The sequence below is a fragment of the Streptomyces sp. NPDC051322 genome (genome assembly GCF_040689485.1).
Lineage (GTDB): Bacteria > Actinomycetota > Actinomycetes > Streptomycetales > Streptomycetaceae > Streptomyces.
On record NZ_JBFBAK010000010.1, the window covers coordinates 92,123 to 118,043 of the forward strand.

Here is a 25,921-nt window from a genome sequence, read left to right on the forward strand (position 1 = left end):
CTCCGCAAACTTTTCCGGTCGCAGGAAAGCCAGCGTGCTGCGGCAGCGGTCAGGAGAGCTCGTGCCGAGTGCCGTCGGCGACCGCGTGGAGCTTGTCCGGGTTGGCCACGTTGTGGATGGTCGAGATGCTGCCCGCCGGATCGAAGTCGAAGGTCAGCGTGGCGATCACGCGGTCCGGGCCGCGGAAGACCACGCCCGGGCCACCGTTGATCCAGGTGAGCTCTGCCCGCATCTGCCCGGGCTCGATGCCCTGGTAGGTCGCGGTGCCGAGCGCGGCGAACCAACGGGCCACGGCCTCCAGGCCGACGACCGGCTTGAGGGCCTGGCGGACCTTGCCGCCGCCATCGGTCCACAGCGTCACGTCCGGGGAGAGCAGCTCCATGAGGGTGTTGATGTCGCCGCCCGACGTCGCCGCCAAGAAGCGCTCGGTGACGTCGCGTTGGCGGGCGCGGTCCGCGGTGAAACGGGGCCGGCGGGACTGGACGTGCTCCCGGGCGCGGTGCGCGGCTTGCCGGACCGCCGCCTCCGAGCGTTCCACCGCCTCCGCGATCTCCGCATAGCTGAAGGCGAAGACCTCCTTCAGCACGAAGACCGCGCGTTCCAGGGGGCTCAGTGTCTCCAGCACAACCAGCAGGGCCATGGAGACCGAGTCCGCCGTGGCAACGCCGTCAGCGGTGTCCGGGCCCGTGAGGATCGGCTCGGGGAGCCAGGGCCCGACGTACGTCTCGCGCTGGTGGCGGGTCGAACGAAACCGCTCCATCGCCAGGTTGGAGACGATCCGGGTCAGGTAGGCCTTGGGGTCGGCGACCTGCGAACGTTCGGCCGCCGACCACTTGAGCCAGGCGTCCTGGACCACGTCCTCGGCGTCGGCGGCGGTGCCGAGGATGCGGTAGCCGACGGAAAAGAGCAGGGTGCGGTACTTCTGGAAGGCAAGCTGGTCGGGTCCGGCCTGCTGCGGCTGGTTCACTTGGCGCTCCGAATCCGGGTGTAGCGGCCGCCGTGCGGCCAGAAGGCGCCCGAGGCCGGCATCTTCTTCATACGGGCGAAGGTCGGCCACGGCGCGGCGGTGACCGTCTCCTTGTACTTCGCGGCTCGCTTGCCGGTCAGCACGATACGGCGCGGGCTGTCGTCGGGGTGGGTGAACTGTACGACGGCGTCGTTCCGGCCCAGGCTGACAGGTGTGTGGTAGTAGCCGAAACGGAAGGGCTTGGGCTCCTTGCCGGCCAGCACCCGCAGGATCGAACGGGCCGCGTGCACGCCGGTGGGCATACCGCCCTGACAGGTCCCGTGCATCACGCCGTAGCCCTGACCGATCGCCGCCGCGTCGCCCACGGCGTAGACATCCGGGTGGGAGACCGAGCGCAGCGCGCTGTCGGTGACCACACGGCCGCGCTCGTCGACGGTCAGGCCCGCGGCGGCAGCCAACGGCGAGACACGGGTGCCGCTGGTCCACAGCACCGCGCCCGCCGGGATGCTGGAGCCGTCCGCGAGCTCGACACTGTCCGGCAGTACCTTGGCCACTTCAACGCCGCTGCGCACCCGCACGCCGAGCCGGGCGAGCGCCGCGTCCAGGTAGGCCTTGGCCTTCGGGTGCATGGTCTCCCCCGGTTCCCGCCGTCCCAGCAGCACGACTTGGAGCTCCGGATGCCGCTCGGCGATCTCCGCGGCGGCCTCGACGCCGGTGAGGCCGCTGCCGCCGACCACGACGGTCCCGCCGTCGAGCCGGGTCAGTCGGTCGGCGAGAACAGCGGCGTCCTCCGGGCTGTTGAGGGTGTGGGCGTGGTCGTCCACGCCGGGGACGGCGATGGTGTCCGCGATGCTGCCCAGGCCGTAGACCAGGGTGTCGTAGCGCAGGACCCGGTCGTCATCGATCCGGACGGTTTTCGCCTCGGCGTCCACGGCGGTGACCCAGCCGCGGACGAAGCCGGCGCCGGTGCCGTCCAGCAGGTCCGGGATGTTCCTCTCGGCCGTCTCCTGACCGGTGGCGGTCATGTGGAGTCGGAGCCGCTCGGTGAAGGTGTCGTAGGGGTTGACCAGCGTCACTCGCAGGTTCCCCTGCTTCCTGGCGCGGGCCGCGAGCTGGATCGCGGCGGAGAGCCCGGCGTAACCGGCGCCCAGGACCAGGACCTCGTGCTGCTGCGCTGCTGTCGCGTTCATTGCTCTGCCGTCTCTTTCCTGTCGGTCATTCCCGCTGTGCGGACGACCACCAGACGCAAGCTGCCCTTCCGTTCGTGACGCGAGGCTGGTGTGACCTGCGTCATATTTCGAGGGGAGAGCGGGGCGCCTGCGGGATCAGCAGCCGTTCGCCCACGGGAGCCGGTACTCGGAGCTCAATCGGTACGTCCCGGCAGCCGGGGCCGTGAGCCGCACCCAGTCACCCGCCCGCTTCAGGCACGCGCCACCGTCGGCGTGCAGCCAGGACGAGAAGACGATACGCACGAGAACCGGCCCCTTGCGGCGGGCTTTGATGACGACCTCGGAACCGTCGGACGAGACGACCTGTGCCGGGCCGGTGACGAGTGCCGGTGCGCTGCGTACGCGGTAGATGCTCCAGTGGCTGTCGTGCCAGACCGGGTCGAGCCAGCCGGGCCCGGACCGTACGAGAGCGGCCTCCTGCTCTGCCGGGCCGTCCGGTTTGCCGTCGTGCAGGACGACGTAGCCCACCGCCCAGTGGTTCAGCCAGTCGCGGTACGAGGCCTCGGACAGCGTGCCGTCGTAGAAGAGCCGTCCGCGTTCCACGTCCAGTTGCCGGTTCCAGCCACGGGCCATGTTCACGTGGGACGCCAGCACGTCGGCCTCACGGTGGTTGCGGGCCGGGACGACTTCCACCCGGGTCCGGTCGGCACGGAGGGCCGCCAGTTCGCGTACGACGCCGTCGGTGTGCGATGCCCAGGCCGGCACCTCGGTGGAGACGGTTATGTCATCCGCCGTCTTCTTGATCACCCAGCCCGACGATACGGCGACCGAGACGGCCGCTCCGATACTCACCAGGGACCGGAGCCGGCGGGGGACGGGCTGGAGGGCGCAGGCGAGCAGGGCCGCCGGTGCGGCGAGTTCGGAGAGTCGTTCGACGTTCGTGCCGATGGGGGACGGAATGAGATACGTGAGGACGATGCCCACTGCGTAGACCGCTGCCGCGTTCCGCAGCACCCGCCAGGCCCGGGGGGCGAACACCACAACGGCGAGAGCGAGACAGGACGGCTGCCAGACCCGGCCCAGGGACATGGGTTGCTCACCCTGAAACGGAAACAGCAGCGTCGTCGCGCCGACAACGACCGCGGGCGGAAGCAGCAGAACCGACGCCCTGGGCCAGTCTCCGGCGAGGAGCCAGCCGGCGCCCGCCACGACGAGGAACAGGCCCGCGACCGGGCTCGCCAGGGTCGCCAGCGCGGCGAGCATCGGCGCGGCGACGAGCTTGCGCGCACCACCGGTCACCACGAGACACGCCGCGAGGGCGAACGCCGTGCCGAGTGCGAAGGTCGTCCGGCCCGACACCACGTCGCACCACAGCGCGAGCGCCGCCAACAGCGCGGGCCACAGTGGTCTGCGGACCCCGGCGCGTACCATCAGCACGCCCACCAGCCACGAAGAGGCGAGCCCGGCAAGGACGCTGACCGTCCGGACTCCGAAGAGCGCCATCAGCTGGGGCGATATCACGCTGTAGTTGGCGGTGTGCATGCCGCCGTACCAGAAGAGGTTGTACGCGGACGACGGGGACCGCGAAACGAACCCGGCCCAGGCGAGCTGCGCCGCCAGGTCGCCGCCACCGGTGGCCAGGAAAACGGCCCATATCGCGTAAAGGGGCGCGGTGACGGCCACAGCGCACAGCGGAACGGCGTATCGGTCCCGGGTGAGCTGAGACCGGAGGAGTCCCGGCTTCTCCGCCGGACTCGCATCGGACCGTCGTACGGGCAGCTCATCAGTGGACACGGGACATCGTTTCTGTGCGGACGGCAGACGACGGGCCGGAGTCGACCAGGATCGCAGAATCTCAGTGAACGGAGAACCCGCCATCGACGAAGACCGACTGCCCGGTGACGTAGGCGGATGCGCGGCTTGCCAGGAAGACCGCCGCGCCCGCGAAGTCCTCGGCCAGGCCGTTCCGCCCGACCATCGTGCGCGCGGCCAACGCCGCCACCTTCTCGGTGTCCGACGACAGCCGCGCGTTGAGCGGCGTCCTCACGAAGCCGGGCACGAGCGTGTTGCAGGTGACGCCGTACGGCGACCAGGCCTCGGCCTGCGAACGGGCCAGTGACTCCAACGCCCCCTTGGAGACCCCGTAGGCACCGCTCTGGACGAACGCCCGATGCGCCTGCTGGGAGGTGACGTGGATGATCCGGCCGAAGCCGCGGTCGGCCATGCCGGGACCGAAACGCTGTCCCAGCAGGTAGGGCGCCTCCAGGTTCACCGCCATCGTGGTGTCCCAGACCTCGTCGCCCAACTCGCTCATCGGCGGGCGCAGGTTGACGCCCGCGCAGTTGACGAGGATGTCGGGCTCCCCGAACGGCTCTGCCGCCCGGTCGGCCGCCGCACGCACACGGTCGCGGATGCCGAGGTCGGCGCTCACCCACGCCGCCCGGCAGCCTTCGGCCGTCAGCTCGTCCACCGTGGCGGCCAGCTCCGCCTCCTTGCGCGCCACGATGACGACGCTCGCCCCGGCCCGGGCGAGTGCCCCGGCGATGGCCCGGCCGATGCCGGAACTGCCGCCGGTCACCAGGGCGACCCGGTCGTCCAGCGAGAAGAGTTCGGAGAGGTAGGCCTGCGCAGTCATGACCGCACCCTAACCGCAACGCGGCGATAAGTGCAGGTCAGACCAGGCGTCGTGCCGTCGCCCAGCGGGTCAGTTCGTGACGGTTGGAGAGCTGGAGCTTCCTGAGCACGGCGGAGACATGGGACTCGACGGTCTTCACCGAGATGAAGAGCTGCTTGGCGATCTCCTTGTAGGCGTAGCCGCGCGCGATCAGGCGCAGCACCTCGCGTTCGCGCTGGGTCAGCCGGTCCATGTCCTCGTCGACCGGCGGGGCGTCCGTGGAGGCGAAGGCGTCGAGGACGAAGCCGGCCAGGCGCGGGGAGAAGACCGCGTCGCCGTCCTGGACGCGGAAGATGGAGCTGACCAGGTCGGTGCCGGTGATCGTCTTGGTGACGTAGCCGCGGGCGCCGCCCCGGATGACGCCGATGACGTCCTCCGCCGCGTCCGAGACGGACAGGGCGAGGAAGCGGACCGGGCTCTCCGCGTCGGACATCAGCGCGGCCGAGCGGCGCAGCACCTCGACGCCGCCGCCGCCCGGGAGGTGGACGTCGAGCAGGACGACCTCGGGGCGGGTGGCCTTGATGACGGTGACCGCCTGGTCGACATCGGCCGCCTCGCCGACCACTTCGACGCCGGTGGTCTCGGTCCGGCCGATCTCGGCCTGTACGCCGGTGCGAAACATCCGGTGGTCGTCGACGAGCACGACCCGGACCCGGCGGCTCTCGGTGGTCTGCTCGGTCTCGGTCTCGGTCATGCTCGCTCCATCTCCAGTTCCACTACGGTGCCGCCCTCCGGCGCGGAACGCAGGTGCGCCGTACCGCCGTTGCGCTGCATCCGGCCGATGATCGATTCCCGGACGCCCATCCGGTCGTCGGGTACCGCGTCCAGATCGAAGCCGGGGCCCCGGTCGCGTACGGATACGAAGACGGTACGGCCTTCGACCTCCGCGTAGACCTGCACCGCCCCGCCCCCGCCACCGTACTTGGCCGCGTTCACCATTGCCTCGCGTGCGGCCTGCATCTGTGCGGACAGCTTCTCGTCGAGCGGGCAGTCGCCGACGACCACCACCTCCAGCGGCACACCGTGCTTGTCCTCGACCTCGGCGGCGGCGCTCTTGACCGCTTCGGCGAGGGTCTCGGGTTCGTCGTCCTGGTCCTTGCCGGTGCCCTCGGGTTTGTACAGCCAGGCGCGGAGTTCGCGTTCCTGGGCGCGGGCGAGCCTGCGCACCTCGCCGCCGTCGTCGGCGTTGCGCTGGATCAGGGTGAGGGTGTGCAGCACCGAGTCGTGCACATGGGCGGCGACCTCGGCGCGTTCCTGCGCGCGGATGCGCATCAGGCGTTCCTGCGAGAGGTCCTGGGTCATCCGCACCAGCCAGGGGCCGGCGAGCAGGGCGATGCCGGCGACCACGGCGAGGGTCGCGGTCAGTACGTTGCCCAGCTGGGCGGCCGAGCCGCGGATCACGATGAACGCCGCCAGGCCGGTACCGACCAGGACGACGCCCGCCAGCGCCCGTCCCAGCGGGAGCAGCCGGCTGCGGCGACCGACCTCGGACCAGTGCGCGCGGCGGGAGTTGTCCGCCTGGCGCCAGACCAGCACGACACCGGCGCCGATCAGCAGGACGGGCCAGATGTACGGGCTCGCGGCGCCGCCGATGTCGACGTTCGTCGCGAAGATCCCCACCCCGATGACCAGCGCGATCAGTGCGACGATCTGGCCCCGGTCCGGCTTGCGCAGCAGCCGGGCGCGGCCGTCCGGGGACTCCTCGAAGGCAGAACGGTTGGCATCCACCCCACCCGCACCCAGCGGGACCACGAACCAGAACGCCACATAGACCAGGGCACCGAGCCCCTCCAGCGTGAACAGCACGATGAAGGCCGCCCGCACCCAGGAGACGGGCACCCCGAGGTGGCCGGCGAGCCCGCGCGCGACACCGCCCAGCATGCGCCCCTCGGCGCTGCGGTACAGCTTGCGCAGCGGGGGCTCTTCCGGCGCTTCGGCGGCGCCGGAGCCTGCGGCGCGGGGTGGGGCGACTGGCATGGTTCGATCGTCACATGCACAGGCATACCGAGGCATCAGGGAAAACCCCCTGGTTCGCCGCACCGAAATCAGGGACCGGCCAGGGTTGCGACGGCTCCCTTCCGTGCGCGGTGCCGGTCACCATGGACGCATGACATCCCCGCCGCCGCAGTACGAGCCGGCACCGCAGTTGCGGCGCCACCGGAGGAACAAGGTGGTCGCCGGGGTGTGCGGCGGTCTCGGCAGGCATTTCGACCTGGACCCGGTGATCTTCCGGGTGGTGCTCGGGGTGCTGACGGTGACCGGCGGCCTCGGGCTGATCTTCTACGGTTTCGCCTGGCTGCTGCTGCCGCTGGACGGCGAGGACGAGAGTGAGGGACACCGGCTGCTGACCGGGCGGGTCGAGGGCGCGTCGATGGCGGCGGTGCTCGCCGCGCTGGTCGGCTGCGGCCTGTTCCTGTCGATGCTGCACTACGTGTCGGTACTCGTCTTCTCGGCGCTGCTCGCGCTGGCCGCGGGCGGCTCGGCGGTGTGGTCGCAGCGGCGGCGGCTGGTGCCACCGGAGGAGACCGCCCCGGACGGCGGCCAACCGGCCGGCCCGGCCAGGGCCTCCGCGCAGAAGGTGGCGGCGCAGCGGGTGACCGCGCAGACGGTGGCCGACGCGCCGCCGGAGACCCAGGCGCCGCCGTCCCCGGGAAGCCCGTCCTGGTGGCGGGATCCGATCATCAAGGACGGCACCACGGGGCCGGTGGGCCCGGGTTATCTGTGGGGGCCCGCGGATGCCGTGGTGGACCGTCCGGCACCGTCCCGAGGACCGGCCTGGCCTCCTGCCGCGATCCGCGGCCCCCGGGGCATCGGCGGACGGGTGTTCCTGCTGGCGCTGTGCGCGGCCGGTCTCGGCGCCGGGCTCTCCTGGCACGCCCAGCCGGTCGGCAGCAGCCTGCAGATCGGGCTGGCCTGCGCACTCGCCGTCTTCGGCCTGGGCATGCTGGTGAGCGCGTTCGTCGGGCGTACCGGCGTCGGCACGATCATCCTGGCGGTGCTCACCACGGCGCTGCTCGCGGTGTCCGCGTCCTTGCCGAAGAACATCACATCCGACTGGGTCCGTACGGACTGGCGGCCCGCGTCGGTCTCCGCTCTGCAGCCGAAGTACGAGGTCGGCTCCGGGGTCGGCACCCTGAACCTCCGCGATCTGGCCCTGCCGGCGGGCGCCTCGGCCGGCACCCGTGCGGAGGTCGGTGCGGGGCGGCTGGTCGTGGTCGTACCGAAGAATGTGACGGTACGGCTCCGGGTCGACGTCGGCATCGGCGACATCCAGTTGCCCGGCGAGGACGGCAATGACGTCGACATTCAGCCCGACCAGAAGAAGACGGTGACGCTCGACCCGCCGCCCGGCGGGAAGGCGGCAGGCACCCTCGACCTCCGCATGGAGGTCGGCGTGGGACAGGCGGAGGTGACCCGTGCACGGTGACGACTCGGGGCGTGAGCGCGGGGACGAACGGCTGCGCACGCCCAGGCGTGAGTACCGGCATGAGGTCCGGCCGGGGAAGGTGGTCGCGGGGCTGGTGCTGCTGGGCATCGCCGCCCTCTACCTCGGTGATGCGGGCGGTCTCTGGGTGACACCGGCCGGGGTCGCCGCGCCGGTACTCATCGCCGGTCTGGTGGTGGCGGGGGTGACGAGCCGGATCAGTTACGGCGTACGCCGGCGCCGGGCCGCCCGGAGGGCATCGGCGGACAGCACAGACGATCCCGCGAGCACCAGCGGCAGCCAGGCCATGAGGTAGGCGAGGTCGTTGCCGTAGTAGTACGGCGTGGTCTGCCAGCTCACGGTCAGCCAGAGGCTGAGCGAGATCGCCGCCCCGCCGAGCGCGGCGAGCCGGCCGAAGAGCCCGAGCAGGGTGCCGACGCCCACCGCGAGTTCGCCCAGGGCCATGGCGTAGCCGAAGCCCGACGGGTTCTTCAGGGCGAGGTCCACCAGGGCCGGGACGGCGGCCGAATCGCGGACCGAGTGCATGAGTTCGCCGATGGAGCCGGTGCCGGATGCGTGCAGGAACGCGGAATCGGTGAGCTTGTCGAGACCTGCGTAGGTGAAGGTAACGCCGAGGAAGAGGCGGAGGGGGACCAGGGCGTAGGTGCGGGCGGTCTCCCTCCAGTCGGCGCGCCGGCTGCCGCGCCGGGCGGGGCCGCCCATGGCGGCGGGCGTCGTCTCTGTCCGATATCCGTGAACCATGTCTGGGTTCTGCCTCTCCGGGTGCCCCCGTCCGCGCGGATCGCGTTTTGGGCCTTGGTGAGGAATACGTGTGGGGTGGGCGGGGAGCTCAATCCCGCGCCGAGCAATCCCGACAGGCGGTAGACGGGGCGCCGCCCCGGTCCGCCGGGGGGCTGCGCCCCTAGGCTCCTGACCGCCTGCGGGGACGCGCACCCGCGCCGTCCTCCGCGAAGAGTTCCGGGTGCTGCCCACGGATCTTCTGCACGTCGCTGAAGACCAGGCGCAGATGGTCGCGCAGCGACTGCTCGGCGCGGGAGTGGTCGCGGGCCTCCAGCAGGTCGACGATCACGCGGTGCTGGCCGATCAGCAGCGGCAGCTGCTGGGTCAGCGGGAGGGACAGCCGCCGCGCCCGGTCCAGCTGGGCCTTGGCCTGGGCGACGACCGGCCAGGCGGGGGCATGTCCGCCGACCGCCATCAGCCGCGCGTGGAAGTCCTCGTCCAGCTGGAAGAACTCGTCCATGTCGCCGTCCTGCGCCGAGTCCTCCTGGGCGCGCAGCAGTCGGCGCAGGTCGGTCAGGTCGCGTTCCGAGGCGCGCCCCGCGGCGTCCTGCAATGCCGCGCACTCCAGGGCCTCCCTGATGAACTGTGCGGCGGTGATGTCGCTCAGCCGGATCCGCGAGACGAACGTGCCCAGCTGCGGATAGACATCGACAAGTCCCTCGTCCCCGAGCAGGATCAGGCTCTCCCTGACCGGGGTCCGGCTCACGCCGAGCTCTGCGGCGAGGTCGTTCTCCGAGAGGGCCGTGCCCGGCTCGAGCTCGAGGCGGATGATGCGTGCGCGCAGCAGCTCGTGCACCCACTGCCTGGTATTGCCGCCCCGGCCGCCGGCACCCCGCCGGGCCCCCGTGCCGTCCTGACCGAGTGTGCCCTGCAGATTTCCATTTCCGCTGGATGCCACGAGCTCCCCCTTGCTCCTTCACTGCTCGGACCGATGACCGGACGCTACCTGGTGCCGCCCGGCCGCTTTCCCCGAACGTCCGCGTATGGCGCCCCGGCCGCGGCAGTGGCGGCCGGTGCGGACCCTTGACCGACTCCACTGATGTACTTGTATGGTAGCCGACGCGAGACAAAAGCGGCGACCGCTCGGCGGCCTGCCGACGGCCGTCCCGCCGTTCCCTCCGTTCCCGCCGTCTTCAAGGACCCCACCATGAGCGGACCAACCCGGCCGGCAGCCACCGAAGACCCCGTGCTGCCCGCAGAGAGCACTGCCAACCGTCGGGCGCTGTGGCGGATCGTGTTCGCCTCGGTCGTCGGGACGGTGGCCGAGTACTACGACTTCTTCATCTACGGCACGGCCTCCGCGCTCGCTTTCGACAAGGTCTTCTTCCCGGACGTCGATCCCGCCCTCGGCACACTCGCCTCCTTCTCCACTTATGCGGTCGGCTTCTTCGCCAGGCCGCTCGGCGGACTCGTCTGGGGCATGGTGGGCGACCGATTGGGCCGTAAGAAGGCCCTGGTCTTCACCCTGCTGCTGACCGGTCTCGGGACATTCGCGGTGGGCTGCCTGCCGACCTACCACCAGATCGGCATCTGGGCCGCCGTCATCCTGGTGTTCGTCCGCCTGGTGCAGGGCTTCGGCGTGGGCGGGGAACAGGGCGGTGCGGTCCTGCTCACCGCGGAGGCCGCGCCCCGCGAGCGGCGCGGTTTCTGGGCGAGCCTCGTCCAGCTCGGCTCCCCGGCTGCCTATCTCATCCCGACCGCTCTCTTCGCGCTGCTCGACAACCAGTTGTCGGAGGCGGCCTTCCTCTCCTGGGGCTGGCGGGTGCCCTTCCTGCTGAGCGCGATCGTGGTGGCCGTCGGTCTGTTCGTACGCAGCCGGGTCGAGGAGTCCGAGACGTTCCGCGCGGTCAAGGAGCAGCGCCCCGAGCGGTCGCCGGTGAAGACCCTGTTCCGCGGCCACCGGCGGGAGCTCGTCGGCGGGCTGTTCGCGAAGTTCGTCGAGGCGGCGGTCTTCCCCTTCTACACGGTGTTCCTGGTCTCCTACGCCGATTCACTGCACCATGACACCGGCGTCGTCCTCGACGCCGTGATCATCGCGGTGATCTGCGAACTCGTCGCGCTCCCGCTGCTGGGCCGGCTCACCGACCGGGTCGGCAGACGCCCGGTGTTTCTTGCCGCCGCCGTACTCAACCTGCTCCTGGTCGTCCCGGCGTTCGAAGCCGTACGCAGCGGGGACACCGCCGTGATCGTCATCGCGCTCGTCGCGGGGCTGGCCCTGGGGCATGCGGGGTCCTACGCTCCGCAGGCCTCGTACTTCCCCGAGCTCTTTCCGTCGGCCACGCGCTACAGCGGGGTCTCGATCGTCTGGCAGTTCGGCTCGATGATCGCCAGCGGGCCGTTCACCGTGGTGGCCGCAGCGCTGCTGATCGCGGGGGACGGCTCGTACGTCTGGGACGCGGTCTATGTCTGTGCCCTGATCACCACCAGCATCGTCGCTCTGTGCCTCCTCCCGGAGACCGCACCCGCCCGGCGCGGCGGGCATGAATACGCACCATGGCCGCAGCGGGAGGCCCGCCGGTCCGGGTGAATCACCGCCCGGCCGCGTCGGGAACCCAGCGGAACGGAACCGCGGCACCAGCGGAAACCGCAGCACCAGCAGAACCGGAACAGCCGGCAGAAAGAGGACGGCCCATGGCCACCATCACCGACGCACAGGTCTTCGTCACCTCCCCCGGGCGTAACTTCGTCACCCTGCGGATCACCACGTCCGACGGCGTGACGGGCCTGGGCGACGCCACGCTCAATGGCCGCGAACTCGCCGTCGCCTCCTATCTGCGCGACCACCTGGTGCCGCTGCTGATCGGCCGCGACCCCGCGCGGATCGAGGACATGTGGCACTACCTGTACAAGGGCGCGTACTGGCGGCGCGGTCCCGTCACGATGACCGCCATCGCCGGCGTCGACACCGCCCTGTGGGACATCAAGGGCAAGGTCGCCGGGATGCCGGTTTACGACCTGCTGGGCGGCCGGGCCCGGGACGGCGCGATGGTGTACGGGCACGCGAGCGGGCAGGACACCGCTGAACTCCTGGACGACGTGGCCCGGTTCAAGGAGCTGGGGTTCCACGCGATCCGCGCACAGGCCGCTGTCCCCGGATCGCCCGGCAGTTACGGCATCCGGCACGGCGACGGCCAGGGCTACGAGCCCGCAGCGACCGCGCTGCCGGACGAACAGTCCTGGCACACCGAGGACTACCTGGATTTCGCCCCGCAGTATCTGACCGCGGTCCGCGAACGCTTCGGGTTCGGCTTCCATCTGCTGCACGACGTGCACCACAGGCTCACCCCGACCGAGGCCGGACGGCTCGGCCACCGGCTGGAGGAACTGCGGCTGTTCTGGATGGAGGACCCGTCCCCCGCCGAACTCCAGGAGTCGTTCCGCGGCATCCGCCGGGCCACCACCACGCCCATCGCGGTCGGAGAGGTCTTCAACTCCATCTGGGACTGCCAGCAGTTGATCACCGAGCGGCTCATCGACTACATCCGGGCCTCCGTGGTGCACGCGGGCGGCATCACCCATGTGCGGCGCATCTTCCATCTGGCCGAGCTGTACCAGGTGCGCACCGGCTCGCACGGCGCCACCGACCTCTCCCCGGTCAGCCTCTCCGCCGCGGTACATCTCGACGTCACCGTGCCCAACTTCGGCATCCAGGAGTACATGGCGCACGACCCGCTCACTCACGAGGTGTTCCAGCCGGGTTACACCTACCGCGACGGTGCGCTGTACCCGTCCGACCGGCCCGGGCTGGGTATCGAGTTCGACGAGAAGGCGGCCGCCCGCTTCCCGTACGACCCCAAGTACCTCCCGGTGAGCCGCCGTACCGACGGCTCCGTGCACGACTGGTGATGGCGCCCATGTCCCGCCTCTCGTACGCGGCCCTCCCCGGCCTCCCACCCGAGACCCGCCCGCAGGCCGACCCGCGGGAACTGCGGCCGCGCATCGTCCACCTCGGGCTCGGCGCCTTCCACCGTGCCCACCAGGCTGTGTACACCGAACAGAACACCGGTGGGGGCGGCTGGGGCATCGCCGGGTTCGCCCAGCGCAGCCACAGCGTGGTGGAAGCACTGCGGCCGCAGGACGGCCTGTACTCGCTGACCCTGCGCCACCCCGGCGCGCCGTCCACCCGGGTCGTCGGTTCGCTCGTGGAGGTCCTGCACGCCACCGGCGACGCCGAGCGGCTGACCGCGCTGCTCACCTCGTCCGACGTCACGGTCGTCACCAGCACCGTGACGGAGAAGGGCTACCGCCGCGATGCCGTCGGCGGGGGGCTTGATCTCGCCGATCCGCTGATCCGTGCCGACCTCGGCGCCGACTCGGACCACGCACCGGCCACCGTCGTCGGCCAGGTGGCGAACGGGCTGCGTGCCCGCTTCCGGCGGAGCGGCGCCCCGCTGTCGATGGTGTGCTGCGACAACATGGCAGCCAACGGGCCGGTGGTGGCCCGCCTGGTACGGGAGTTCATCCAGGCCGCACCGTGGCCGGAGCGCGACCGGCTGCTCGAGTGGGTGACCGAAGCAGTGGCCTTCCCGGCGACCGTCGTGGACCGCATCGTTCCCGCGGCGACCGAAAGAGACCGGGTCACCGCGGCCGGTGTGCTGGGGGTGCGCGACGAGGGAGCCGTGGTCGGCGAACCGTTCACCCAATGGGTCCTGGAGGACCGCTTCGCAGCGGACCGTCCGCGCTGGGAGACGGGGGGCGCCCGGTTCGTCGCGGATGTGACCCCGTATCAGCTGACCAAGCTCAGGCTGCTCAACGGCGCGCACTCGCTCATCGCCCAACTCGGCCTGCGGGCAGGCTGCGTCACGGTCGCGGACGCACTGGCCACCGAATGGGGCGAAGAAGCGGTACGGGCCTTCTGCGCGGAGGTCTCCCCGACCCTGCCGTCCGCCGAAGGCCTCGACATCGCCGCTTACACGGACGCCCTGGTGGCTCGCTTCGGCAATCCGTCGATGCACCACCGGCTGCACCAGATCGCTTCGGACAGCTCCCTGAAGATCCCGGAACGCTGGCTCGCCCCGGTACGCGAGCTCCGCGCCGCCGGCCGGGAAACCCCCCAGCTTTCCCGCGCCCTGGCCGCCTGGGCCCGCGGCACCCGCGATCCGTCCGCTGCCCGCCCGGCCGACCCCGCCGCCGCCCTGCTGCACGCGGCCTGGCAGGGGCGGGCCCCCGCTGACGCGGTCCGCGCGCTGTTCACGGTGCTGGGCGCGGACGATCTCGCGCAGGACGGCGAACTGGTCGCAGAGGTGGCAGCGGAGCTCTGACCGCCCGCCGTCCGGGAAGTGAGGTAGCTCACGCCCTACTACCTTCCGTTGACGAATTCCGCAGGGCGAATCAGGCATATGCAAATCAAGCCAGGTCCCTCGTGCTACGCACGGTAACTGTCCGATCGGCGGCCTCAATATTCCTGTGCAGCCTGTGCGCCTCATGTGATTAGCTTGTGCAGTACGCGGTCAAGTCGCCGTCAGGCGATATGGGGGGCCATCTATTCATCCATCTTTCGATGGGCGGAGGCCGCGCTTTCGGGGAGAAAAGGGCCGGGCTGCGCCCCCTTGACTGCTGAACACATGGAACCTCTGATCATTCATGGGGAGAGAAATGAACAAGTTCATGAAGGTTGTCAGCGTCGGCGCCACCGTCATTACACTCGCTCTGGCGGGTGCGACGAACAGCCAAGCGGCGAGCGGGGACGGCACCGCTTATGCGAGCGGATCGGCCGGAAAAGCGCATTTTCAGGCGTACGGAGAAATCTTTACCGTCTACGACCTGAAGAAGGACGGGCACTCAGCGATAGGCATTCTGAGTTTCGGAAGTGCATCAAGCAATTACTACTACTGGGACCGAAACGGTTCTGGCACGAGCGTCAAGCACGACCTGTCGATCGCGGAGGGGACGCCGCTCCACATCTGGTCGTGCTTGGGCGACTGGGACGGCACGGTGACCGGTGGTCTCCACTGGGAAACCGGCTGCAGCCCGTCCACTTGGCCGGGCACCTCCGTCTGGGCGTGAGCTGAGCAGGCACCTTTCATAACGGCGAGCCCCACAGGACGAGTGGCTCCCAGGTCGGGGGCAAGGGCGACGAGGTCGCCCTTGCCCCCGGCCGTCTCTACCGCAGGCCGCACATTCACGGAAGATCGGACGATTGAAACTAAAACCACTTGGTAGTGCCGTGGGACTGATTCTGGCGGCGACCCTGATGGTCGGTTGCTCGGATCATCCTTCCGATGATGCGGCTTCGGCGACACACAGTGCGTCAGCATCGGCGACCCTGCCACCGGACAGCTTGCCCACAAAAATGAAAGGCGCGATCAACAAAGACCTCGCCTTTTCCGTTCAGGATGCCACGGACCTCGGCCGAACGGTCGATCTGCAGCATGCGGATGTGTGGCGCGTCTGTCTGACAAGGAAAGGGAAGCTGGAGAATTCTGTCACCTTCGGCGCCGTCCCGCGAGGGGAAAAATGTCCGACTCATTGGGACGCGCATGTCCCGACCCCGCAGACGCCAAAAGTCATCGGGGATGATTTTCAGCACGCCTACAAGGAGCTGCTGAAAAAGGGATACAACCACGAATTCATTGATGTCCTGTACGGGTCGGACCAGGGCGCCGTCAATCAGCAGGACATCCAGCGTGTTCACGGTCAGGTATGTCATCAGTATCCGAAACCGGGGCAGCCGCTCGACGCTTCGGAGAACGTCAAGCTCTACGTCGCCCTGAAAAAGTGTCCGCGCACATGAGGAGACGCTCCGTGAAATCCAGAAGACGACCCCGCACAGGGTTCGTTGCCACGCTCGCCTGCGTGGTCGTGGCTGGGGGCGTGCTGCCGGCCGCCGGGCCGGCCTTCGCCGCGTCCAGCGCCGAAGCCGCCCCGCAGCAGCAGGAGAAGCCGCTTGCTCCCGGGCACGTCCCCGACCCGGACACGAAGCTGGGCAAGGGATGGAAGACCAGCACGGACCGCGCCGTGATCGCTGCTGCGGACACCGACGGCCTGAGTGTCCTGGTCGCCGACCGCGCCAAGGCGTACGCATGGAAGACCGCTGCGGTGTTGAGCGAACCGGGACTGCCCGCGGACTCCTGGATCGGCAACCAGTGCGTCATGGACCACGACCATGCCGCCGTGGTCTACGCGCCCCGTACCTTCACCAACAAGCCCGACCTGATGCAGGGCGGCGCTTTCACCGCCATCGTCGACCTCAACACCGGCCGTGTGACGAAGCTGCCGTTCACCGCGTCGCTGGCGTACTTCGACCCGTCGTGCAACCCGGGCACGCACACAGCCGCCTTCACGGCCTTCCGCGACATGAACGACCCCGCCCGCACCAAGACCCGGGTCGTGACCGTGAACTCCGCCGGCAAGACGCTCAGCAAGGCGGCGGCCAAGGGCGAGATCACCAGCGCCGTTCCGAGCCAGGACGGCACGATCGCCGCGCTGGGCCCGGACCTGGTTCACCTCGACGCTTCCGGCAAGGTCAAAAAGCTGGTCGCAACCGGCGGCGTCCCCTCCGACATCCAGCCGGTCGACGGCGGCGACGTGGCCTTCGTGGAAAGCCACGGTTCCACCACGGCACGAGCGCGAATATGGCACGGCAAGGGCGAGCCCGTCACGATCGCCACGGGCAAGATCGGCGACCTGGAGCTGAAGCGGGGCGGCTCCAGCAAGGTGTTCCTCACCGGCCACCCCTCCGGCACTCCGGAAACCCACGGCACCGGCGTGACCCGCATCAAGGCCGACGCCGGCGCCGACGTCTCCAGCCAAGGCCAACTCGCCGTCGATCCCGTCCTGACGGCCGGGATGCGATCGGGCCTCGCGCACATCAAGAACGCGGGCAGGAACGTCAGCGGATCCGAACCCGCACCGCAGTACGGCGGCGCCGAGACCGCTGCGGCCGACGCACCCATGACGGTGACCTCGACCGCGACAGGCACCGGCGCGGACATCAGCCAGCAGGTCGCCGGCCCCGGGAAGTCCGCCGGGCAGCGCACCGTCTCACCCGCACTGGGCGGCGGTCGGACCGCGGCTTCCGGGCCGGACAAGCAAGCCAGGACCACACTGAGCTCGGCAGACATCTCGCACGACCCCACCGACCCGGACCGCTGGTGCGCGGTCTCCCGCAATGACGTCAAGGCGCAAGCGCTCCAGCCCACCCCCAACCAGGTCGAGTGGGCCGTCGACATGGCGGTGCGCGGCGACCTGCGTGCGCAGTACCTGCGCCAGGGCGGCTACCGTGACCAGGCAGGCCTGGGCACCATTGATCCGCAGGGGCTCTTCCCACCCCCGTCACTGACAGGTGGCGGCAGAATTCCTGCCAACGTGATGCTGGGCATCATGGCTCAGGAATCCAACCTGTGGCAGGCCGAATCCGGCGCCATCCCGGGACAGATGGGCAGCCCGCTCGCCGCAGTCGACGGCTATTACGGCCACCAGATCGACCCCGGCATGCCGGAATCGTACTGGAACATCAACTGGGACAAGTCGGACTGCGGTTACGGTGTCGGCCAGGTGACCGACGGTATGCGTCTGGCGGGCCACGAGAAGGAAGGGGAGACCAGCCTGTCCCCCTCCCTGCAGAAGGCAGTGGCGATCGACTACGCGACCAACATCGCCGCGTCCATGAAGATTCTCGCCGACAAGTGGAACGAGGTTCACGAGGACGGTCAGAAGGTCACCGTCAACGACGACGACCCGGCGTACGTCGAGAACTGGTTCACCGCGGTGTGGAACTACAATCTCGGCTTCAACCCGCCCTCCAAGGCTTCCGAGAACGGCGGGCACTGGGGCCTGGGCTGGTACAACAACCCGGCCAACCCCATCTACAAGAAGAGCTGGGGCCACCCGTTCATGGACACCGACGTGGACGGCACCGAGGCCAACCACGATGCGGCCCACCCGCAGGACTGGCCCTATGAGGAGAAGGTGATGGGCTGGGCCGCCTGGTCCATCGACACCGGCTACTCCTACAGCACCGACGGCCGCCAGGACTGGCAGGGCGAGTCCGGCTTCTCCTCGGCCGGCTTCCGTCCCGCCTGGTGGACCAGCACCGCCCAGCGCAGCCGGGTCTCGCCGGACCTGACCGTCTTCTGCAACAGCGCCAACAACTGCGACTCCCTCACACCGCCCAACTGCGGCACCGAGGAGTGCTACGCGCAGTACTGGTGGAACAAGTCCAACGCCACCTGGAAGACCGACTGCGCCAACGACTGCGGGCACGAACTGATCAAGTACCAGACGCTCGTCCAGGAGCCGGGGCGCGGTTACCGACTGAAGGACGGCACGCCCGTGTGCTCCGGAGCGCCCGCCGGCTCACAGGTCATCGCCTCCGTACCCAAGGGGACCGAGACCTGGGGCGACTGCGGCACGGCGGACTCGGACGGCAGCTTCCAGTTCACTTTCAACCCGGACACACTGGGCACCCACTACGAGGCCAAGGCCGACCTTCACCAGATCGGTGGCGGCTACGGCGGCCACTTCTGGTACGCGCACACCCGCGACGAGGACCATCTCGGCGGCGACGGCGGGCTGATGACGGTGCTCGGCGACTGGAAGCTCGGCAGCGCCGTCAAGGGCGGCCAGGCGAAGCTGTACGCGCACATACCCGACACCGGGGCGCAGACCGGCCAAGCCGTGTACCAGGTCGTCACCCCCTTCGGGACCGTCGACAAGCGCATCGACCAGAAGGCGAACGCCGGAAAATGGGTCTCGCTGGGCGCCTATCGCTTCAACGATCAGGCACCCGAGGTCAAGCTGAGCAACAGCACATCGGACGGGACCGCCAGTGACGACATCGCCTGGGGTGCCATCGCGGTGCTGCCCGGTGACTTCAGCGGATTCCCGACGATCAACTTCAAGGCGGAGAACCCGAACGCGCCCGATATCGACAACATCGCGGCGCAGACCCCGCAGGACGTGTCGGCCCCGGTGCCGGCCGACCTGCTCGCCACGCAGCGGACGAACTCCGCCGGCGTGACCGGTGCGAAGCCTGCGGAAAAGTGCTCGCAGCCGAACGGCTCCGGACTCCGTGTCTGCACCGGCCCCTTGACGACCTCCGGGAGCAAGACCAGGACCGGGAAGTCGGCCACCGGTGCCCGCGCGCTGTCCGCCACGGCCGGTCCGGTCGACTGGTGTGACGCCATCTCGGGGGTGACGTCGAAGTCCACCCGCACCGAGGGCTGCATCAAGGGCACGTACGCCGTGAACGTGACCAACGACGACGGCGCTACGGTCGGAGGCGGCACCGTACACACCACGCAGCAGATCAAGCTGAACCCCAAGTCGCAGACGTTCACGGTGTGGTCGCAGTTCTCGCTGCCCGACCTCCAGGGCGAGGCGACGTCCCTGACCCTGGACAACTACGTCAACACCTGCTGGGCGACCAGTTCGTGCACCAAGGACAGTCTGGGTGCGTGGCAGGGCAGCACCACCTTCACGCAGCACGACGCGCATGCCGTATCGCGCACGGAGACCTTCAGCTGGAACAAGGTCGCGAGCGGGCAGGCCACCTTGAGCTTCACCTGGGACACCAGCTGGACGGGCCCCGGCATGAAGGGCAGCGCGAACAACAGCTGGCGGGACACGGCGTTCAACATCCGATGCGACAACCAGGTCGCCGGCAACACCGGATGCGTCTTCCCCGGCACCGCCCCCACGCTGCCGCTGAACACCCAGAAGTACCCTGCGGCTGCCGCCTACTACTACGCCATGCAGGAGAAGCTCGCCTCACACCCGGGCAGCAAGAAGTACAACAAGCCGCTGCACCGTGAGGCCAACGGGACGACCGCCGGCAACAACCGGAACATCATCTGCAAACTCGCCGTCGCGGAATGGAAGCCGAACCCCAAGGCGATCGGGACGAGCTGCGATGAGTATCCCTTCGCCAAGTCCAAGGAGAGCGGCGGACAGCAGGTCACGTCCGGCAAGGAATGCGTGCAGATGTACGCGGTGGCCAACGGCGACGGGACGTTCACCGTCAAACTCGACGAGAACTACGCCTACCCCACCTGGAACGAGGTGTGCGGCCGTCTGGCCGTGACGACCGGCCAGAACACCGCTGCGGGTGGCGACCTGGGACGGTTCACCCAGGACGTGCGGCTGCTCGACAACGACGCCTATTTCGTCCGGACGGGTTACGAGTCGTGCGACGTCAACACCGTCTGTAACTTCTAGGACGCCGACTTCCAGGACGCCCAGGATGGCCGGCGGCCCGCTCACCCGGTGAGCAGGCCGCCGGCCATCACGCGTGGATCTCCCACTGCACCATGCGCTCCTCGTGCACCCGCGGGGTCAGCGCCGGCACCGAGGCGAGTGCTGCTCCCGACCGCAGCGCGGACATCATGTCCTGGAGCATCGAAGCGAGGGACGGCCATGGGTGGGTGGGCTCCGGATCACCGAACGACATGATGCCCACCGCTCCGTCGAACCCTTCACGGTGATCGACGAAAACGATGTCGCCGGTGAAGTCCTGTGCGAGGGGAACCCACGCCACTGATTCGTCGACGATGTCGACCAGTTCGCGGTGTGCCGTGAGAATCCCGTCGATGTCGAGGAGTGTGAATCCGAGGAAGAAGGCGCCCGGGTCCATGCTCGTCCCGGGGGGACGGCAGCCGCCCCGCACACCGAGGAACCACCGCAGATCGGGGTGGACGGGAAACCCGAGGCCGCTCGCCAGTCGTTCGATCTCCTGGTCGGACGCGCCTGCGTTCAGCGTCGCGAAGTCGCCCGGCGCGTGACGCGCCAGCCAGCTCTCGATCTGCGTCCAGAGGCCCGACAGTTCGTCACCGTTCATGAGGTCGTAGGTCATCCGACCCAGGTCAGGAAGCGCAGACGTTGGTCACCGCAGCCTGTCGGCCCCGAGGACTGCCCGGCATCGTGCGGGCTGTAACTGGACCCGTACGGCTCGGAGGAGAGGGAGCACCCGGTCTTCACCGGGGACAGGGCATAGAAGCAGAAAGCGGTCAGCACGAGAACAACCAGGCCCCAGGCTGTCCTGCGGCGGGTGACGGGGGCGACCATGCCCCGATCATACGACGCCGCCGGCGTCCGGCCGGAGTGCTAATCCGTGACGTCGACCTCGTGCGGCGCCGTCTCCAGACCCGCCGCTGTGACCACCCGGACCTCGACCCGCCCGGGCTCAACCTCCACCGGTACGGGCACCACGAGCACCGTGTCGGTCGGGTTGGCGAAGCCTCCGGGGACCGGGACCAGGGGGACATGGACGTGCACGGTTCCGATGCGGACCATCATGCGGGCCAGCAGGTCGGGGGTGCCGGCGCCCGCGGGGATGAAGCCGGTGCCGCGGATTTCGATGTCGTCGCCGGTACGGATCGGGGCGTCCAGGTCGCCGGCCTCGCGGGCGCGGACCACCGAAAGGATCACCGGGCGGCCGCCCTCCGCGCACTTGCCGGCGAAGTAGGTCGCCGCCGATACGGCCACCAGCAGGGCCACACCCCACGGCAGGTCGGGGAGCTGGTCGGGACGGCGGGCCAGGCGGACCGTGGCGAAGACCGCCGCGACCGCGTTCAGCAGGACGTACTGCGTGTCCGCGAAACTTCCGCGGCCGGCGTCGTCGGTGAGGAGGTCGGCGGCGCGGGGGCGGTCGGCCGGTACCTTCTGGAGTTTCTGGGCCGGCACCCGGATGGCCACCACCCGGCGCACCACCACGGCGATCAGGCAGGCCACGGCGAGCACGGTCACCAGGCCGGCGCCCCGGGCCAGTTCGAGGCCGTCGATGAGGGCGTCGCGCCGGTCATGGCCGGACGCGCCGGCCAGTTGGAGCGAGAGGACCAGGACGGCGAAGACCGCCACCAGCACCCACACTCCGGCGACCGCGCGCGAGGTGGAGAGGCGGTTGTCCTCGCCGATCAGCGGGGCCAGCAGCCCGCCGCGCGCCCGGTGGAAGCGGGCCGCGCCGGTCAGCAGCCCGGCGGTGACCAGCGCCGCCAGTAGACCCGCCGTGCGCGCCGCGCCCCAGCCCGCGCCGATCGCGGTCGCCGATTCGACCAGGGCCAGTACCAGCGCGCCACCCCAGACCAGCAGCAGCGTGCGCTGCCACACCTGGTGGAACCAGGCTTCACCGGCCTCCCGGTTGCGGTCGGCCACCGTACGGGCCGACTGGGTCAACTCGTCGGAGACCCACTGCCGTGACGCGCCGGCCGAGTGCGCGACGGCGGTGGGCAGCCCCCGCCCGGCCGCCAGCTCGTCCCGCTTGGCGAGGAACGCGGCAACGGCACGCCGATGCCCCTCGCGTGCGCCGTGCGGACATGCGGGACATGTACAGCCGCTGCCGTGCGCACCGGCGTGCGTCCCGGCGTACGCGCCGTCGTCCTGCCTTGTCTCCTGCAACGCCACGACGAACGCCGCCCTTTCCGCACCGTGAACTTCCTTGGGAGTCAAGGGGATTGTGCCGTACGGAAAGCGCGCCGGCCGCAGCAGGTCAGGTCAGCGGGGGTGATGTGCGAGCCGTTGTGTTGACGGACGGCAGGCAACAGGCCGTCAGGGCGAGGTGTCCGGCAGCGTTCGGCTGATGCGGCGCCACAGCGGCTGGTAGTTGATCCAGGCGACCAGGTCACTGCCGAGCTGCTCGCGGGTGGCGACCGCGTCACCGTGCTCGATCAGTACCGGCTTTCCGGCGGCCCGGGCGGCGAGCTGCACCTGGCAGCAGCGCTCCATGGTGTGGAACCACCAGGCCGCCGCGTCCACCGAGTCGCCGACGGTCAGCAGCCCGTGGTTGCGCAGGATGATCCCCTTGCCGTCGCCGAGGGTGGCGGCGATCCGGCGACCCTCCTCCTCGTCCACCACGACGCCGCTGTATGCGTCGTACAGCGTGTGGTCCTGGTAGAAGGCGCAGGACTCCTGGGTGATCGGGTCGAGCAGCTCGCCCAGCGCGGACAGCGCCCGCCCGTGCACCGAGTGGCTGTGCGCGACGGCGACGACCTCGGGCCTGGCCCGGTGCACCTGGGCGTGCACGGCGAACGCGGCCTGATTCACATGGTGGCGGCCCTCCACGACCTGCCCGTCGCCGTTGGCCAGGATCAGATCCTGCGCGGTGATGTCCGCCAGGGGCGCGCCGAAGGGGTTCACCCAGTAGCAGTCGGCGTATCCGGGGTCGCGTGCGGTGATGTGGTCGGAGACGCCGTCCTCGTAGCCGTAGTGGGCGAACAGCCGTAGCGCCCCGGCCAGCCGTGTCTTGCGGTAGTGCCGCTCATCGGCGAGCGATTCGTGGACGGGCGGCATGGCGAACTGGAGCTGTTCCACCGGTATGGGGGCTGGCGCATCGGTCATGGCGGGAAGCTACCTCGCGGTAACCACAGGGGGGAAGGGGTTCGCGGCGGAGAAACGACCGCGCCGCCGGCCGGAGGTCCGGGCGGCGGCGCGGTGCGGGTCTGCCGGGGAGGTCACTCCCACTCGATGGTCCCCGGCGGCTTGCTGGTGACGTCGAGCACGACCCGGTTGACGTCGGCGACCTCGTTGGTGATGCGCGTCGAGATCTTCGCGAGCACGTCGTACGGCATCCGGGTCCAGTCCGCCGTCATGGCGTCCTCGGACGAGACGGGGCGCAGCACGATCGGGTGGCCGTAGGTCCGCCCGTCGCCCTGCACGCCGACCGAGCGGACGTCTGCGAGCAGCACCACCGGGCACTGCCAGATCTCGCGGTCCAGGCCGGCCGCCGTGAGCTCCTCACGGGCGATGGCGTCGGCCTCGCGCAGCAGGTCGAGGCGGTCCTTGGTGACCTCGCCGACGATACGGATTCCGAGGCCGGGGCCGGGGAAGGGCTGGCGGTGCACGATCTCGTCGGGCAGGCCGAGTTCCTGGCCGACCATCCGGACCTCGTCCTTGAACAGCTGCCGCAGCGGCTCGACGAGCTCGAACTCGATGTCGTCGGGGAGCCCGCCCACGTTGTGGTGGGACTTGATGTTGGCGGTGCCGGTGCCGCCGCCGGACTCGACGATGTCCGGGTAGAGGGTGCCCTGCACCAGGAAGGCGACGTCCTCGCCCGCGTCGGCGATGATCTCGGCCTGGGCCTGCTCGAAGACCCGGATGAACTCGCGGCCGATGATCTTCCGCTTCTCCTCGGGGTCGGAGACGCCCTTGAGTGCGGTCAGGAAGCGTTCCTCGGCGTCGACGACCTTGAGCTGGACGCCGGTGGCCGCGACGAAGTCCTTCTCGACCTGCTCGGTCTCACCCTTGCGCATCAGACCGTGGTCGACGTACACGCAGGTCAGCTGGGATCCGATGGCCTTCTGGACGAGCGCGGCGGCGACCGCGGAGTCCACGCCGCCGGAGAGCCCGCAGATGGCGCGCTTGGTGCCGACCTGCTCGCGGATCAGCGCGACCTGCTCCTCGACGACGCTGGTCGTGGTCCAGCTCGGCTCGATGCCGGCGCCTCGGTAGAGGAAGTGCTCGAGGAGCTGCTGGCCGTGCGTGGTGTGCAGCACCTCGGGGTGGAACTGCACGCCGTAGAGCTTCTTGTCGTCGTTCTCGAAGGCCGCCACCGGCACGACGTCGGTCGAGGCGGTGACCGTGAAGCCCTCGGGTGCCGCGGAGCAGGCGTCGCCGTGCGACATCCACACCGACTGGTCGAGCGGAGTGCCCTCGAAGAGGGTCGAGCCGGGCTGGGACACGGTCAGCGAGGTGCGTCCGTACTCGCGGGCGCCGTTGTCGTCGACCGTGCCGCCGAGCGAGGTCGCCATCAGCTGGAAGCCGTAGCACATCCCGAAGACCGGTACCCCGGTCTCGAAGAGCTCGGGTGCGGTGGTCGGGGCGCCCTCCGCGTACACCGACGAGGGGCCGCCGGAGAGGATGATCGCCTTCGGGTTCTTGGCCAGCATCTCGGCCACCGGCATGGTGGAGGGAACGATCTCGCTGTAGACCCGCGCCTCACGGACACGACGGGCGATGAGCTGGGCGTACTGGGCGCCGAAGTCGACGACGAGTACGACGTCGGGGGCGGCGGGGGGCGCTGCTGGCACGGGGCGGCCTTCCGGCGGGGCATGAACGGGGACACCAAGAGGTCTGGTATGTCGATTCTACCGGGGTCGGCGGGGGGCACTTGTCCCCTCCCTCCGGACCCCGCATAATGGCGCTCATGCATCAGCAGCTGACCTTCGTCTTTACCTATGGCACCGGCCCGTCCGGCTGCCATGGTCGTGCTGCTTGATCCACTGACAAGCACTTCCCCAGGCGCCCCGGGCCGACAAGGTCCGGGGCGCCTGTGCATTCCGGACCGTGCCGGCTCCGGGGGCCTCGCCCCTCGAGGAGATACCGACATGAGCACCTCCACCACCCGGTCCGTCACCACCGCGAACACCCCGCCGAACGCCCCGGAGAAGACCGGCGCGCGCAGTGCGGAAGCGGCCGCGCTGATCACCGGCGCACGCGAACGCATCGACGGCCTGGACGACCGGATCATCGGCCTGATCCAGGAACGGATCGCGGTGTCGGCCGTCATCCAGGACGCCCGGATGACCTCCGGCGGCCGCCGGGTGAACCTCTCGCGCGAGATGGAGGTGCTGAGCCACTACAGCGAAGCGCTGGGCAAACCGGGCACCGGTCTGGCGATGACGATGCTGGAGCTGTGCCGGGGACGGATCTGAGCACCGGGCTGGCGGGGCGGCGGGTTCCGTATCTGAGTTCGGGCCCGCTCTCACCCGTACGGCGCGTGACCGGGCTCGACGGCGCTTCGTTGGTCCCTACGTCCGCACCAGCCAGGGGCGGCCCGTCAGAAAAGCAGAATCCACGCGTGGCTCCGCCGCGGTGTGTGACGTACTGCAGGTGCGTCGTGGGACCACACTTCGGCGTGCGTGACCGGACGGCAGGGGACAGCGGCCCGGTCACTCCAAGGCGGTCGGTTCCGGGGACGCCCGGGGCCGACGGCCCGGTCCCCCCGGGTTCCCACC

Annotated in this window: 22 protein-coding genes; 9 read left to right on the forward strand and 13 right to left on the reverse strand. The window is 69.8% G+C overall.

Annotation, left to right across the window (positions count from 1 at the left end):
* Window positions 1-49 precede the first annotated feature (49 nt).
* From AB0436_RS23165 to AB0436_RS23190, 6 genes are all read right to left on the reverse strand, one after another.
* Window positions 50-967 carry an RNA polymerase sigma-70 factor gene (locus AB0436_RS23165; RefSeq protein ID WP_366469849.1) on the reverse strand — a complete coding sequence of 306 codons (918 nt, stop codon included), beginning with the start codon at window positions 965-967 and terminating at the stop codon, window positions 50-52.
* Window positions 964-2,157, reverse strand: a complete 1,194-nt coding sequence (locus AB0436_RS23170; RefSeq protein ID WP_366469850.1) for an FAD-dependent oxidoreductase — start codon at window positions 2,155-2,157, stop codon at window positions 964-966. The genes AB0436_RS23165 and AB0436_RS23170 overlap by 4 nt, the downstream gene beginning before the upstream one ends.
* Before the next feature lie 135 nt (window positions 2,158-2,292).
* Complete coding sequence (locus AB0436_RS23175; protein ID WP_366470039.1) at window positions 2,293-3,957, reverse strand: hypothetical protein; 1,665 nt, start codon at window positions 3,955-3,957, stop codon at window positions 2,293-2,295.
* Window positions 3,958-3,991: 34 nt separating this feature from the next.
* The gene (locus AB0436_RS23180; protein ID WP_366469851.1) at window positions 3,992-4,771 is read right to left on the reverse strand and encodes an SDR family oxidoreductase; all 780 of its coding nucleotides are present in this window, start codon (window positions 4,769-4,771) and stop codon (window positions 3,992-3,994) included.
* 37 nt (window positions 4,772-4,808) lie between these two features.
* Entirely contained in the window at window positions 4,809-5,504 is a 696-nt protein-coding gene (locus AB0436_RS23185) for a response regulator transcription factor (RefSeq protein ID WP_366469852.1), read from the reverse strand.
* Window positions 5,501-6,787 carry a PspC domain-containing protein gene (locus AB0436_RS23190; protein WP_366469853.1) on the reverse strand — a complete coding sequence of 429 codons (1,287 nt, stop codon included), beginning with the start codon at window positions 6,785-6,787 and terminating at the stop codon, window positions 5,501-5,503. Before AB0436_RS23190 ends, AB0436_RS23185 begins: the two co-directional genes overlap by 4 nt.
* A 130-nt stretch (window positions 6,788-6,917) precedes the next feature.
* Between AB0436_RS23190 and AB0436_RS23195 the strand changes: the two genes are divergently transcribed.
* Both AB0436_RS23195 and AB0436_RS23200 read left to right on the forward strand, forming a co-directional pair.
* Window positions 6,918-8,237 (forward strand): PspC domain-containing protein, encoded by a 1,320-nt coding sequence (locus tag AB0436_RS23195; RefSeq protein ID WP_366469854.1) that lies wholly within the window; start codon window positions 6,918-6,920, stop codon window positions 8,235-8,237.
* Window positions 8,227-8,550 (forward strand): hypothetical protein, encoded by a 324-nt coding sequence (locus AB0436_RS23200; protein ID WP_366469855.1) that lies wholly within the window; start codon window positions 8,227-8,229, stop codon window positions 8,548-8,550. The genes AB0436_RS23195 and AB0436_RS23200 overlap by 11 nt, the downstream gene beginning before the upstream one ends.
* Here the strand turns inward: AB0436_RS23200 and AB0436_RS23205 are convergent.
* Complete coding sequence (locus tag AB0436_RS23205; protein WP_366470040.1) at window positions 8,457-8,957, reverse strand: DoxX family protein; 501 nt, start codon at window positions 8,955-8,957, stop codon at window positions 8,457-8,459. The two genes, AB0436_RS23200 and AB0436_RS23205, sit on opposite strands and share 94 nt — an antisense overlap.
* Window positions 8,958-9,156: 199 nt before the next feature.
* Window positions 9,157-9,933 (reverse strand): GntR family transcriptional regulator, encoded by a 777-nt coding sequence (locus AB0436_RS23210; RefSeq protein ID WP_366469856.1) that lies wholly within the window; start codon window positions 9,931-9,933, stop codon window positions 9,157-9,159.
* A gap of 249 nt (window positions 9,934-10,182) precedes the next feature.
* On the opposite strand from AB0436_RS23210, the gene AB0436_RS23215 reads away from it, so the two are divergent.
* From AB0436_RS23215 to AB0436_RS23240, 6 genes are all read left to right on the forward strand, one after another.
* The gene (locus AB0436_RS23215; protein ID WP_366469857.1) at window positions 10,183-11,562 is read left to right on the forward strand and encodes an MFS transporter; all 1,380 of its coding nucleotides are present in this window, start codon (window positions 10,183-10,185) and stop codon (window positions 11,560-11,562) included.
* A 104-nt stretch (window positions 11,563-11,666) separates the two neighbouring features.
* Window positions 11,667-12,881 carry a D-mannonate dehydratase ManD gene (manD, locus tag AB0436_RS23220; protein ID WP_366469858.1) on the forward strand — a complete coding sequence of 405 codons (1,215 nt, stop codon included), beginning with the start codon at window positions 11,667-11,669 and terminating at the stop codon, window positions 12,879-12,881.
* An 8-nt stretch (window positions 12,882-12,889) separates the two neighbouring features.
* Window positions 12,890-14,296, forward strand: a complete 1,407-nt coding sequence (locus tag AB0436_RS23225; RefSeq protein WP_366469859.1) for a mannitol dehydrogenase family protein — start codon at window positions 12,890-12,892, stop codon at window positions 14,294-14,296.
* 334 nt (window positions 14,297-14,630) lie between these two features.
* Entirely contained in the window at window positions 14,631-15,041 is a 411-nt protein-coding gene (locus tag AB0436_RS23230) for a hypothetical protein (RefSeq protein WP_366469860.1), read from the forward strand.
* Between the two features lie 160 nt (window positions 15,042-15,201).
* Entirely contained in the window at window positions 15,202-15,768 is a 567-nt protein-coding gene (locus AB0436_RS23235) for a PASTA domain-containing protein (protein ID WP_366469861.1), read from the forward strand.
* A gap of 62 nt (window positions 15,769-15,830) precedes the next feature.
* The gene (locus AB0436_RS23240) at window positions 15,831-20,192 is read left to right on the forward strand and encodes a Tat pathway signal protein (RefSeq protein ID WP_366469862.1); all 4,362 of its coding nucleotides are present in this window, start codon (window positions 15,831-15,833) and stop codon (window positions 20,190-20,192) included.
* A gap of 67 nt (window positions 20,193-20,259) precedes the next feature.
* Here AB0436_RS23240 and AB0436_RS23245 read toward each other — a convergent pair whose 3' ends face one another.
* From AB0436_RS23245 to guaA, 5 genes are all read right to left on the reverse strand, one after another.
* Window positions 20,260-20,826: an SMI1/KNR4 family protein gene (locus AB0436_RS23245; protein ID WP_366469863.1), complete on the reverse strand. Its 567-nt coding sequence runs from the start codon at window positions 20,824-20,826 to the stop codon at window positions 20,260-20,262.
* Window positions 20,823-21,038 carry a hypothetical protein gene (locus AB0436_RS23250; protein ID WP_366469864.1) on the reverse strand — a complete coding sequence of 72 codons (216 nt, stop codon included), beginning with the start codon at window positions 21,036-21,038 and terminating at the stop codon, window positions 20,823-20,825. Before AB0436_RS23250 ends, AB0436_RS23245 begins: the two co-directional genes overlap by 4 nt.
* A gap of 39 nt (window positions 21,039-21,077) precedes the next feature.
* Window positions 21,078-22,373, reverse strand: coding sequence for a hypothetical protein (locus AB0436_RS23255; RefSeq protein ID WP_366469865.1), 1,296 nt, complete (start codon window positions 22,371-22,373; stop codon window positions 21,078-21,080).
* Window positions 22,374-22,517: 144 nt separating this feature from the next.
* Window positions 22,518-23,306 (reverse strand): class II aldolase/adducin family protein, encoded by a 789-nt coding sequence (locus tag AB0436_RS23260; RefSeq protein WP_366469866.1) that lies wholly within the window; start codon window positions 23,304-23,306, stop codon window positions 22,518-22,520.
* 113 nt (window positions 23,307-23,419) lie between these two features.
* The gene (gene guaA / locus AB0436_RS23265; RefSeq protein ID WP_366469867.1) at window positions 23,420-24,994 is read right to left on the reverse strand and encodes a glutamine-hydrolyzing GMP synthase; all 1,575 of its coding nucleotides are present in this window, start codon (window positions 24,992-24,994) and stop codon (window positions 23,420-23,422) included.
* Window positions 24,995-25,291: 297 nt separating this feature from the next.
* On the opposite strand from guaA, the gene AB0436_RS23270 reads away from it, so the two are divergent.
* Entirely contained in the window at window positions 25,292-25,618 is a 327-nt protein-coding gene (locus tag AB0436_RS23270) for a chorismate mutase (RefSeq protein WP_366469868.1), read from the forward strand.
* Window positions 25,619-25,921: the final 303 nt, after the last annotated feature.